This window comes from Sphingomonas sp. DMC8, from assembly GCF_056314185.1.
The window spans coordinates 762,552-774,429 of sequence record NZ_JBQUYV010000001.1; the positions used below are offsets into that span (position 1 = coordinate 762,552).

The window sequence follows — 11,878 nt, forward strand, 5'->3', positions numbered from 1 at the left end:
GACGCACGGGCCCGGTTTCGTGCCGGGCGCCGTCGACGAGTGTTAGGGAGTAGCAGCATGGCATGGATGGCGCGGATCGAGCGGACCGGCGGTCCAGAGGTGATCCAGTGGGTGGCGACCGACCTGCCGGCGCCTGGTCCCGGCGAAGTGCTGGTTCGTACCGAGGCGGCGGGGCTGAACTTTATCGATACCTATCACCGCACCGGCCTTTATCCCGTGCCGCTCCCCAGCGGACTGGGCGTCGAATCGGCGGGTGTGGTCGAGGCGCTGGGGCCGGGGGTTGAAGGGTTTGCCGAGGGCGACCGCGTCGCCACGTTTGGACCGGCGCTGGGCGCGTATGCGACGGCCCGGCTGGTGAAGGCGGACAGTCTGTTCCGGCTGCCCGATGCGATCAGCGCCGAAGTGGCTGCGGCAATGCTGCTCAAGGGCTGCACGGCAGAATTCCTGATCGAGCGCTGCGCGAAGGTGCAGCCGGGCTGGACGGTGCTGGTCCATGCTGCGGCTGGCGGTGTCGGGCAGATCGCGGTCGCCTGGCTGAAGGCGATCGGCGCCACCGTGATCGGCACGGTGGGCAGCGAAGCCAAGGTCGCAGTCGCACGGCGTGCGGGTGCCGATCATGTGCTGCTGTCGCGGCAGGACGATATTGCCGCGCGGGTGCGCGAAATTACCGGCGGCGCAGGCGTGCCGGTGGTGCTGGACGGAGTGGGCAGGGCGACCTGGGACGCCTCGCTCGCCGCCTGTGCGCGGCGCGGGCTGATCGTCAGCTATGGCAACGCCAGCGGCCCGGTGGAAGGCGTGAAGCTGGCGACCCTGAACCAGCACGGCTCGCTGTTCACCACCCGGCCCAAGCTGTTCGATTATTATGCGGAGGCGGAGGAGCGCGCTGACGGTGCCGCCCGGTTGTTCGCGATGCTCGAAAGCGGCGCGGTAAAGCCGGACATCGGCCAGCGCTTTGCCCTGAAAGACGTTGCCGATGCCCACCGCGCGCTGGAGGCGGGCGAGACCACCGGATCGACGGTGTTGCTGCCGTAAGCAATTCCTCTCCCAGCATTCTGGGAGAGGAATGTCGCCTCACCAGTTAAACAGCGTGCCGTCTTCCAGACGGTTCACCGGCAGATAGGCGCGCTTATATTCGTACTTCGCGGCCAGTTCCTCGTCGATATCGACGCCCAGGCCGGGCGCGTCGCCCGGGTGCATCAGGCCCTGATCGAAGCGATAGGCGTGCGGGAAGACCGCGTCGGTCTCCTCGGTGTGGCGCATATATTCCTGGATGCCGAAGTTCGGGATCGAGATGCCGAAATGCAGTGCCGCCGCCATGCACACCGGCGACAGGTCGGTGGCACCGTGGCAGCCGGTGCGGACCTGATAGAGATCGGCCAGCGCCGCGATCCGCCGCAGATGGGTGATACCGCCGGCATGCACCACGGTGGCGCGGATATAGTCGATCAGCTGTTCCTGGATCAGCTCGCGCGCATCCCAGATCGAGTTGAAGATTTCACCCACCGCCAGCGGGGTGGTGGTGTGCTGGCGAATCAGGCGGAACGCCTCTTGATTTTCCGCCGGAGTCGTGTCTTCCAGCCAGAACAGGCGATAGGGTTCCAGATCCTTGCCCAGCCGGCCCGCCTCGATCGGCGTCAGCCGGTGGTGCACATCATGGAGCAAATGCACGTCCCAGCCCAGCGAGTCGCGAGCGCGTTCGAACAGCTTGGGCACGTGGCGCATATATTTATGCGTCGACCACACTGCCTCTTCCGGCAGCGCGCCCTTGGCCGGCTCGTAATAAAAACGCTCGCCCGAGACGCCATAGGTGGTGGCAATGCCCGGCACGCCGGACTGCAGCCGGATCGCCTTGTACCCCTGTTCCAGATATTCGTGGGCGCGTTCGATCGTCTCTTCGATGTCGGACCCGTTGGCATGGCCATAGACCATGCAGCCGGTTCGGCATGCGCCGCCAAGCAGCTGATACACCGGCATATTGGCCAGCTTGCCCTTGATGTCCCACAGCGCCATGTCGATCGCAGCGATTGCGCTCATCGTCACCGGGCCGCGCCGCCAATAGGCGCCGCGATAGAGATATTGCCAGATGTCCTCGATCTGGTGCACGTCTCGGCCGATCAGGCACGGGGCGACATGGTCTGCCAGGTAGCTGGCGACGGAAAGCTCGCGGCCGTTGAGCGTGGCGTCGCCCAGACCGTACACGCCCTCGTTCGTCTCGATCTTGACGGTAACGAAGTTTCGACCTGGGCGGGTTACGATGGTGCGGACGGCAGTGATATGTGGCAAGACAGGGCCTCTTGAATTGGTCTGGCCAATATCGGCTTTGCGAAACCGCCTTGTCAACCTATGAGAGCTGCAGACATGAAGACCACACGCAGCAAACTCTATCAGCGCGTCGCCGCGTCGATCGCCGACGAAATCGAATCCGGTCGCTGGGCGATCGGTACCCGGCTGCCCGGCGAACGCGAGCTGGCGGAAGAGTATAAAGTCAGCCGCCCGACGATCCGCGAGGCCATGATCGCGCTGGAAATGAAGGGCTGGATCGAGGCGCGCCACGGCTCTGGCCTGTATGTTACGCCGCGCGATCTGCCAGCGGGCGTGCGCGAGGATGCGCTGAACCTCGATATCGGCGCCTTCGACCTGACGGAGGCGCGCATCCTGTTTGAAGGAGAGGCGGCGGCGCTGGCGGCGGTGTCGATCACGCCCGACCAGCTCGAGGAAATCGAGTCGATCGTGGCGGAAATGGCAGAGGCCAATCCCTCCGAGGCGGCGGCGATGGATGCCGACCACCGGTTTCACCTCGCCGTGGCCAATGCCACTGGCAATGCGGCGATCCGCAGCGTGGTCGAATATCTGTGGGATCTGCGCACGCGCTCGCCGCTCTGCGCCAACATGTTTGGCCGCGCGCGGCGCAGCGGCGTCGACCCGCGCGTCGCCGAGCATCGCCCGATCTTCGAGGCCCTTCGCGCGCGTGATCCGCAGGCGGCGCGGGCGGCGATGCGGCGCCATCTGCGCGGCGTGGTCGACGACCTGCTGGAGGCGACCGAGCTGGAAATCATCGAACGCGCCCGGCACGAGCTGGATGCGCGGCGCGACACGCTGGCGCGGCGGCTGGAGATCGGGCCGAACTGAGCGCGAAGGTCGGACGTTACGGCAAGCGCCATTTGCGGCAGATGCGGCAGATTTCCGGCTTTTTTCCGCGATTCCCGGTCGCGTGCCCTGCCGAGTTGCGCTAGAATGAGCCTGTGAACGGCAACGCGCTCCCTTACCAATTCCGCGTCGACGTCGCCCAGGACGACATCGACTTCATGGGCCATGTCAACAATGCCTCCTATCTCAAATGGGTGCAGGCGGCGGTCGTCAGCCACTGGCAGGCGCTGGCGCCGGTAGAGGCGGTTGCGCAGCATCTTTGGGTCGCGCTGAAGCACGAGATTACCTATCGCCGCCCGGCCTTTCTCGACGACGATGTCGTCGCGACGGTCCTGCTGGAAAAGGTGCAGGGCGCGCGCGCCTTTTACGAGACGGTGATCCGCCGGGGTTCGGAAGTGCTGGCCGAGGTCAAGTCGAGCTGGTGCTGCCTAGATGCCGAGACCATGCGCCCCGCGCGGCTGGCCAAGGATGTGGTCGATCGCTTCTTCGTGAAGGGCGAGTAGGGGCGCGGCACATTTCTGCGTTCCCCGCCCTGCAACGCAGGCAGGGTAGCGAGCGCCAAATCCTATAGCCCTTCCTTGCGGGACGTCGCTATTTGCAGGCTACTGCGCCAACGCCGCGTCGCTGGCGAGCTTGTCGGCGCGTTCGTTGTCGGGGTGGCCGGCATGGCCCTTGACCCAGACCCATTCCACGCGGTGCGGCTTGGCGGCTGCAAGCAGTTCCTGCCATAGATCGGCATTCTTCACCGGCTTCTTGTCGGCGGTGCGCCAGCCGTTTTTCAGCCAGCCGTGAATCCATTTGGTCAGGCCGTCCATGACATAGCGGCTGTCGGTCGAAAGCGTCACCCGGCAGGGGCGTTTGAGCGCCTGCAACCCCCGGATCGCCGCCATCAGCTCCATGCGGTTGTTGGTGGTGTGCGCCTCGCCCCCGGACAATTCCTTTTCGACCGTCCCCATGCGCAGCACCACGCCCCAGCCGCCGCGCCCGGGATTGCCCTTGCACGCGCCGTCGGTCGCAATCTCGACATGCTGGAGTTCGCTCACAGAAGCGCCGCCAGCGCCGCTTCATAGGCGCCGGCCCGTCGCCAGAAGGCGAGCGGATCCTTGCGCGTTACCAGCGCGTCGGCCGGTGTGTTGAGCCAGTCCCAGGCGCGTGACAGAGTGAAGCGGATGCACGCGCCGGTGGCGAGCACGGGCAGAATCGCTCGCTCGGCATCGGTCAGCTTGTAGCTGGTCTCATAGCCGGCGAGCAGCGCCTCGGAGACATAGGGATCGAACGCGCGGCCGGTTGCGTCGAATGCCCAGGCGGTATGCATCACCGCAAGGTCGTAGAGCCGCAGGTCGGTACAGGCGAAGTAGAAGTCGATCAGCCCCGTGACGCGGTTACCGAGCATCAGCACGTTATCCGGGAAGAGGTCGGCGTGAATCGCACAGCTGTCAAAGCCCTCGCGCGGCCATATCCTGTCGATCCGGTCGAGGGCGCGGCCCAGTTCGTCGTACAGCCCCGGCGCGATCTCGTTGAGGCTCTGGCCGCAGCGCTCGAACAGCGGGCGCCACGTGTCGATGCCCATCGAATTCGGGCGATTGAGCGGGAAGTCCGCCACCGCCTTGTGCATCCGCCCCATCGCCTCGGCCGCTGCGCGCGCCTGGGCGGGCGTGGGGTGCGATACCGATACGCCGGACAGGAACTGGATCAGGCAGGCCGGCCGGCCTTCGACTTCGTGGATGATCTGCCCGTCGCGGTCGGGTACTGCCGGCGGCACCGGCAGGCCGCGATCGGCGAGATGGTCGAGCAGCGCCATGAAATAGGGCAGGTCGCTTGCCGCGACGCGCTTTTCGTAGAGCGTCAGGATGAAGCGGCTTTTGGTCGTGTCGACCAGATAGTTGCTGTTCTCCACCCCCTCGGCGATGCCCTTGGCGGATGCGAGCTCGCCGACATCGAAACGGTCGAGAAAGGCAGACAGGGCTTCGGCGGAAACCTGCGTATAGACTGCCATCAGGCCGCTTCCAGCCCGCGCGGCAGCTTGAAGGCGACATTTTCGGTCACGGTTTCGACCTGCCGCTCGGTCACGGCGAATCGTTCGGATATCCGTGCGACAACCTCGCGCACCAGAATTTCGGGAGCCGAGGCACCTGCCGAGATGCCGACCCGCTCGACACCCTCGAACCAGGCGAAATCAATATCGGCCGCGCGCTGGATCAGCGTGGCGCAGGTGCCACCCCGCGTCGCCACTTCCACCAGCCGCAGCGAGTTGGAGGAATTGGGCGCGCCGATCACCAGCACCAGATCGGCCTTTTCGGCAATGGCCTTCACGGCACTCTGGCGGTTGGAGGTGGCATAGCAGATGTCGTCCGCCCCCGGTGCCAGGATGGACGGAAAGCGCTGCTTGAGGATCGCCAGCACCGCCGCCGTATCGTCGACCGACAGCGTCGTCTGGGTAAGGAAGGCCAGATTGTCCGGGTCCGGTACCGACACGGCTTCAGCATCGGCTTCGGTCTCGACCAAAGTGATTGCCCCTTCCGGCACCTGACCGAAGGTGCCGATCACTTCGGGATGGCCGGCATGGCCGACGAACAGGATGTGTCGGCCGGCCGCGACCAGCCGCTCCGCCTGACGATGGACCTTGGAGACGAGCGGACAGGTGGCATCGACATAGGTGAGCCCGCGCTCTTCGGCCTTGTGCGGCACCGCCTTGGGCACGCCGTGCGCGGAAAAGACCACCGGCACGCCGTCCGGCACCTGATCCAGTTCCTCGACGAACACCGCGCCTTTCTCGCGCAGCGTTTCGACAACATATTTGTTGTGCACGATTTCGTGGCGCACATAGACGGGCGCGCCATATTTCTCGATTGCGAGTTCGACGATGCGGATCGCGCGGTCGACCCCGGCGCAGAAGCCGCGCGGGGCGGCGATCAGCAGTTCCAGCGGGCGCTTCTCGGTCTGTTCCATCGTCGCCAGCCTCTACGCGATTGCTTGCGCGCGCGAAAGGCGGTTCCTATGGTGTCCGCCGTTCCGGCCGGTGCTCGCAGGGGTGCCGTACGGCTGTCCGTTCGAAAGGTTGCTTTCCTTGTCTTTTGCCAAGATCGCCGTTCCCGCCCTGATCCTGCTGGCTGCCGGCGGATGCTCTCACAAGGGCGAAATCACCGAAGGCGGCATCAGCGCCGTGCGAACCCCATGCCCGCAGGTGGGCGTGCCCGCCGGCACCGGCGACATTACGCTATTCGATCCGGCGAACAGCCGCGAATCGACCGCGATCGACGTGACCGCCACGCTTACCAATGTGACGTCGACCTGCGACACCAGCGGCGAGCAGGTCGTCACCAATATCAGCTTCGACGTGCTGGCCCGCCGTCGCGACGCCGGGCCGGCGCGCGACGTTACGCTGCCCTATTTCGTCACCGTGGTGCGCGGCGGCACATCGGTAACCGCCAAGCGCGTGAGCCAGGTGACGCTCCATTTCGAAGCCGGCCAGATCCGCGCGAGCGCGACCGGCACCGCCACCACGTCAGTCGACCATGCCGCCGCGACGCTGCCGGACGAAGTCCGTCGTCGCCTGACCGAAAAGCGCAAGGCCGGCGAGGAATCGGCGGCAATCGATCCGCTGTCCGATCCCACCGTGCGCAAGTCGGTGCTGTCGGCGACCTTTGAGGCGCTGGTCGGCTTCGAACTGACCGAGGATCAGTTGAAGTACAACGTGACGCGCTGAGCGCCGGCGCATCGGAAGCCAAGAAAAAGGGCCGGGAGTGATCCCGGCCCTTTCCTTTTGCGCGCCTGTCGCGGTGTCGCGGATCAGAACTCCGCGCGCACCCCGAACAGGAAGGTACGGCCGTAATAGTTGATCTCGCCGAACCGGTTGGGATCGTCGTTATAGGTGTAGAGCTTCGCGCCCGAGAGGTTGATCGCCTCCACGCTGAGCGACACGTTCGGCGTCAGCTTGTAGCCGATGCTGCCGTCGAGCGTGCCGAACGGGGCGGTATAGGTCGGCGCCTGGGTGGTGCTGCCGGTGCTCGAGAGATACCGGTCGCGCCACACATAGGACAGGCGCATCGACAGCGGCCCCTTGTCGTAGAAACCGACGAGGTTGTAGCTGTTCTTCGACAGACCGATCAGCTGGTTGACGATCGGCCGCGCGCCGGCGGTGTAGTTAGCGTTGACTTCGGTGTGGGTGTAGGATGCCTGCATGCCCAGCCCGTCAAACGGCGCCGGCAGGAAGGTGAACACCTGGTTGTACGCCGCTTCCGCACCATAGACCTTGGCGTTGCCGCCATTGACCTGGGTGGAAAGCAGCACCGTGCCGCGACCCGGAATGTCGATATTCACGTTCTGCGCGGTGATGTAATTGTCCATCGCCTTGTAGAACACCGCGCCGGTAAGCGCGCCGCGCGGATTGAAATACCATTCCAGCGCGCCGTCGAACTGGGTTGCCAGGAACGGCAGCAGCTGCGGGTTGCCGCCGCTGGCGGTCGGCGCGTCGGTGGAGACGGTGATGCGCGGGGCGCTGTCGGTGATGTTCGGCCGCGTCAGCACCCGGCTGGCGGCGAAGCGGGCGATCAGCGTTTTCGTCAGCTCCGCCTTCAGGTTGAAGCTGGGCAGCCAGTCGTTGAACGTCTTCGGGAAGGCTGCCGGCGTAACGTTGTTGCCGCTGCGCAGATAGCCGGTGGCGTTCTGATCGGTGTGGACGTAGCGCAGGCCGATATTGCCGACCAGGTTCACACTGCCGAGCATCGTGCCATAATCGAGCCGGGCATAGGCCGAGGCGGTCTTCTCGGTCGTCTTGAACGAAGCGGCCATGTCGCCTGCGGTCAGCGGCGCGTTGGCGATCGTGTCGTTGAACAGCGCATTGTAATAGCCTGCGGTGACGGGCACGAGCCAGTGGCGCGGGCTGTTGCCGCCGACGCCGGCGAGGAAGTCGTCAAAGGGCATCTGCTGATATGCGCCGGCGCCGAGCGAGGTGAGCGGCGTGCCGGGGGCCGGATTGACGATATAGTCGCGGCGCCAATAGTCACGCTTGCGCCAGTGATATTCGCCGCCCACGGCCAGCTTGCGGAAAAAGCCGCCCAGATCACGGGTGACGTCGAGGCGCGCGAACTTGTCCCAGTCCTTGCTGTTCTTCGGCGCGATGTTGAACGGATAGAGGTTGAAATTGGCTGGGTTGGTGAGGTCGACCGGGGTGGTGAGCGTCGGCGTCACCTTGTAACCGCCCGATGCGTCATAGGTCAGCGGCGCGATCAGGAAGGCGCGGCTGCGCACCGTGCCTTCGGCGTTGCTGGGGTGGAAGCTGTGCGCCGACGACCAGTTGAGGTTGGCGGCCACATGCCAGGCATCGTGGTTCCAGGTCTGCTTCAGGCCGATCGTCAGCAGATCGTGGCGATTGAGGCTGTATTCGCGGCTGGCCATGAAGCGGACATTGTTGATCGTCGCGGCGGTGACGGTGTTGCCGCTGACCTTGTAGCCCGGGGCGACCGACGTGTTGGGATCGTCCGGGTAGATGTCCATCCCGAATTCGTCATAGGCGACATCGAGCCGGGTCGCGAGAATGTCGAGCGAGGTTTCCAGCTCGGGCGTCGGGCGCCACTGCGCGGAAACCAGGCCGGAGATGCGCTTGCGGTCTTCGGTCTCGACCGTCGGGCGGGTGCGGGTTGGAGTGTAGAGCCCCGCCGGCAGACCACCGGCCGCAGCCGAGGTGAACTTGTTGAGGTTCCAGCCGAAGTTCATGAAACGGTCGTTGCGGACCGACTTGCCCCAATATTGCGCGCCGACCAGCAGGCCGAACGTGTCGCCCCAGGTGTGGCTGCCGATCAGCGTGGCGTTCGGCTTCACCTTTTCGGTCTGGGTGGTGTAGGTGCCGCGCAGGTTGGCGGTGACCTTGTTGCCCACGTCGAACGGGCGGAAGGTGCGCACGTCGATATTGCCGCCCAGCGCGCCCTCGGTCATGTCCGAGGTGGGGGTCTTCACCACGTCGATATTCGACACGAACTCGGCGGGCAGCATTTCGAACCGGAACTGGCGACCGTTGGCGCCGCCATTTTCGATCAGGTCGTTGAGCGCGATCGGGCGGCCGTTGAGCAAGGTGCTCTGAAACTGCGGACCCAGGCCCCGAACCGACACGTACAGGCCTTCACCGCGCGGGCGGGTGATGGCGACGCCCGTCACGAGCTGCAGCGCTTCGGCCACATTCTGGGTGGGGAATTTGCCGATGTCGGTCGAACTGATCGAATCGACGCCATATTCGGCGCGGCGCTTCGCCTCGGTCGCGGCCGCAAGACTGCGGGCATAGGTGCCGTTGACGACGATTTCCTCGCCGCCATCCTCCTGCTGTGCCGGCTGCGGGGCCGCGCCAGTCTGGGCATAAGCGGGGGCAATGGCAGCAAGCGTGAGGGCGAGCGCCGACGACGCGCGAAGCAGCGCGAACGGGGGTTGCATGTTGGATTCTCCCTGGACCTGCATTGGTCTTGTGACGCCGCCCCATAGGGCGCTGGCGCAACAGTTCAGGGGCCAACCCTTTGCACTAATATGAAATATCAGTGCCGATTTATTTCAAGGTGGTGACGGCAGGCGGTGCCGGTCAGCCCACCGGCGTATCGGGCACCGGCACTGCCTGAAGCTGAGGAAACACCGCTTCGATCGGCTTGGTGTCGGGCAGGATGTAGACATAGCCGCCCTTGCGCCGAAACATCGGGCTCAGTTTGCCGGTGTAGAAGGTGCCCGGCACGTTGATGCAGCCGAAGGTGATGCGGTTATCGTCGGGTGTGGGGGATAGCAGCCGCTCGCGGCGACGTTCCTTCTTCGGGTAGCCGGGCGGGATCGGGTGCAGCGCTACCGAGGTATAGTAATCCACCCACAATACCTTCGCCTTGCCCGCTGCCAGCCCGAATTTGGCGAGGAAGCGGCCGGCGGGCGTGGTCTTTTCGGCGGGACCGATCTCCGCAAGGCTCTTGGCGCCGACGCCCGGGCTGGCATCATCACCCGGGGCGATGCCGATTAGCACCGGCACCGCCGCCAGCGGCTTGCCCTTGGCGTCAAACAGGAACAGCGCGGCGCTCTTCTTGTCGATAATGGCATAGGGCAGACCGCGATTGTCTTTCGTCGCCGTCACCCATCCGGCGATCCGCAGGCTGTCCGCCGTTGGCGCGATGCGCGGGGCAGGGGTGTGCCGTGTCTTTTTCGTCGGATGGGCAGGAGCGGAGACTGCGGGGGCGGGCAGCGCCAGCCCGGCCAGCGCCAGAAGCAAGGGAATCATCGATGCGGGAAGCCCGGTAAAAGGCAGGGTGGCCGCCCGCAAAGACGACCACCCGCTGATGGAGGAACAGGTACAGCCCAGAGGGGCCCGTCAGATCAGTTGCGCGGACGCTTGCGCTTCTTTTCGGCCTGCATCTGCTGCTGTTGCTGCTCGACGCCGTCGACACGGCTGGTGAGCTGGTCGAGCCGCTGGGTGTTGCTCTGCGCCTGGCCCGCCGCTGCCTGTGCCTGGCTGGCGGCAGCCTGCGCCTGCGACAGTGCCGACTTGGCCGTGCCGTCAGTTTCCTGCAGCCGCGTTTCAAGCGCGTCGACCCGCTGGCTTACCGGCGCAATCTGCTCGCGAACATAGGATTTGGTGGCGCAGCCGCTCAGGCCAACACCGCCGACGAGGATCAGAACAACAGGAGCAATTTTCGTCAGAGTACGCGACATCGTTTCTCTTCCAACCGTTAACCCGGTGGAATAAACCCGGCTGTCCGGTGAGGGTTCCCGCCGATATTGGTCGGTTCGCCGCCGCAACGTCTCGACTCGCCGCGGTGGTCAGGATTTGCGCTTGTGCCTGGGGGGTGGCGCGAAGGGATCGAGCGGAATGCCGTCGTCGTCGCTCTTCTCGGTGGCATCGGCACCCGCAGAGGCGCGCTGCTGGTCTACGCAGCGCCGCAATTCGGCGACTGCAGCGCCGCTGCCGTCGAGCGTAAGCCGCGCTACCGGCACGTCGCCGCGCGCGACGTTCAGACTCTTGGAGCTGGCGAAGGTGGTGGGAAAGTCCGCGTCGAACCGGGTAACGAAACCCCGCTGCGCGCCGGCGACGATGCCGATTGCCGACTGGTCCGCATAATTGCGGTTCGACAGGCGGAACGTCAGCTTCAGTCGGTCCTTCGCCGCGATCGACCAGTTGTCGTTGAGCAGCGACAGCCGATTGCCGCCATCCACGTCCATCCCCAGCAGCATCGTGGTGTTGCCGCGGCCGTCATATTGGCGGCTGAGGAAGCAGCCGTGCCGATCCTTGCTGACCACCACGGTCCAGTCGCCGACATGGCGCGCGCCATAGTCCTGCGTGGCGGGAGTAGCGGCGGCGAGGCCGAGGATAAGCAAAGGAACGGGGATGGGCATGGCATTGCTCGCGCGGATTGGGCCTACCCGTTGGTGAACGGGACGGATGCGAAACGAGCGAGGTCGGGGGAAGTTGCAGTGCGTATCGCAAAGTGCCCCGGTTCAGCGGCCGGCGGCCCCATCCGCGAAGCCGCGCACAAAGTCCGCGACGTCGTGCTTGAACCCCTGAAACGAAGCCGCAGGCAAAACGAGTAACAGGCAGACCAGCGCACCAATCCATGTGCGTCGGCGGCGCAGTTCGCGGTCGGCAAGGGGATGCTGCATGGCTTGCTCGCGACGGTAACGGTACAACTGCGCCTAGCCTGGGGCTGGTAAGAAGGCAACGCGCTGTGCCTTCCCCGATGGCGGTGGCGTGTTGCTCAAATGCAACGGTCCGTTG

General features: G+C 65.3%; 13 protein-coding genes. 4 read left to right on the plus strand and 9 right to left on the minus strand.

The annotated features are described in order from the left end of the window. Positions 1-57: 57 nt before the first annotated feature. A complete protein-coding gene (locus tag ACT53K_RS03715; protein ID WP_476227178.1) occupies positions 58-1,032 on the plus strand; it encodes a quinone oxidoreductase family protein in 975 nt (324 codons plus the stop codon). Between the two features lie 39 nt (positions 1,033-1,071). On the opposite strand, the gene manD is transcribed toward ACT53K_RS03715, so the two are convergent. Continuing rightward, entirely contained in the window at positions 1,072-2,283 is a 1,212-nt protein-coding gene (manD, locus tag ACT53K_RS03720) for a D-mannonate dehydratase ManD (protein WP_476227179.1), read from the minus strand. A 75-nt stretch (positions 2,284-2,358) separates the two neighbouring features. Between manD and ACT53K_RS03725 the strand changes: the two genes are divergently transcribed. Together ACT53K_RS03725 and ACT53K_RS03730 are read left to right on the plus strand one after the other, a co-directional pair. After that, a complete protein-coding gene (locus tag ACT53K_RS03725) occupies positions 2,359-3,129 on the plus strand; it encodes a FadR/GntR family transcriptional regulator (protein ID WP_476227180.1) in 771 nt (256 codons plus the stop codon). Between the two features lie 113 nt (positions 3,130-3,242). Then, positions 3,243-3,650: an acyl-CoA thioesterase gene (locus tag ACT53K_RS03730; RefSeq protein ID WP_476227181.1), complete on the plus strand. Its 408-nt coding sequence runs from the start codon at positions 3,243-3,245 to the stop codon at positions 3,648-3,650. Positions 3,651-3,749: 99 nt separating this feature from the next. On the opposite strand, the gene rnhA is transcribed toward ACT53K_RS03730, so the two are convergent. Genes rnhA through ispH form a run of 3 tightly spaced genes read right to left on the minus strand, consistent with a single transcriptional unit; the run spans position 3,750 to position 6,096 of the window. Beyond that, positions 3,750-4,190, minus strand: coding sequence for a ribonuclease HI (gene rnhA, locus ACT53K_RS03735; RefSeq protein ID WP_476227182.1), 441 nt, complete (start codon positions 4,188-4,190; stop codon positions 3,750-3,752). Then, positions 4,187-5,143, minus strand: coding sequence for a homoserine kinase (thrB, locus tag ACT53K_RS03740; RefSeq protein WP_476227183.1), 957 nt, complete (start codon positions 5,141-5,143; stop codon positions 4,187-4,189). The genes rnhA and thrB overlap by 4 nt, the downstream gene beginning before the upstream one ends. Further along, positions 5,143-6,096 (minus strand): 4-hydroxy-3-methylbut-2-enyl diphosphate reductase, encoded by a 954-nt coding sequence (gene ispH, locus ACT53K_RS03745; protein ID WP_476227184.1) that lies wholly within the window; start codon positions 6,094-6,096, stop codon positions 5,143-5,145. Before ispH ends, thrB begins: the two co-directional genes overlap by 1 nt. Positions 6,097-6,214: 118 nt before the next feature. Between ispH and ACT53K_RS03750 the strand changes: the two genes are divergently transcribed. After that, the gene (locus ACT53K_RS03750; RefSeq protein WP_476227185.1) at positions 6,215-6,853 is read left to right on the plus strand and encodes a hypothetical protein; all 639 of its coding nucleotides are present in this window, start codon (positions 6,215-6,217) and stop codon (positions 6,851-6,853) included. An 83-nt stretch (positions 6,854-6,936) separates the two neighbouring features. Here the strand turns inward: ACT53K_RS03750 and ACT53K_RS03755 are convergent, their stop codons facing one another. The 5 genes from ACT53K_RS03755 to ACT53K_RS03775 form a co-directional block, all read right to left on the minus strand. After that, a complete protein-coding gene (locus ACT53K_RS03755; protein ID WP_476227186.1) occupies positions 6,937-9,570 on the minus strand; it encodes a TonB-dependent receptor in 2,634 nt (877 codons plus the stop codon). A gap of 142 nt (positions 9,571-9,712) precedes the next feature. Beyond that, complete coding sequence (locus tag ACT53K_RS03760; protein WP_476227187.1) at positions 9,713-10,387, minus strand: hypothetical protein; 675 nt, start codon at positions 10,385-10,387, stop codon at positions 9,713-9,715. A gap of 95 nt (positions 10,388-10,482) precedes the next feature. Further along, on the minus strand, positions 10,483-10,818 hold the full coding sequence (locus ACT53K_RS03765; RefSeq protein WP_476227188.1) for a hypothetical protein: 336 nt from the start codon (positions 10,816-10,818) through the stop codon (positions 10,483-10,485). Positions 10,819-10,926: 108 nt separating this feature from the next. Next, on the minus strand, positions 10,927-11,499 hold the full coding sequence (locus ACT53K_RS03770) for a hypothetical protein (protein WP_476227189.1): 573 nt from the start codon (positions 11,497-11,499) through the stop codon (positions 10,927-10,929). Positions 11,500-11,601: 102 nt separating this feature from the next. Next, complete coding sequence (locus ACT53K_RS03775; protein ID WP_476227190.1) at positions 11,602-11,763, minus strand: hypothetical protein; 162 nt, start codon at positions 11,761-11,763, stop codon at positions 11,602-11,604. Positions 11,764-11,878 lie beyond the last annotated feature (115 nt).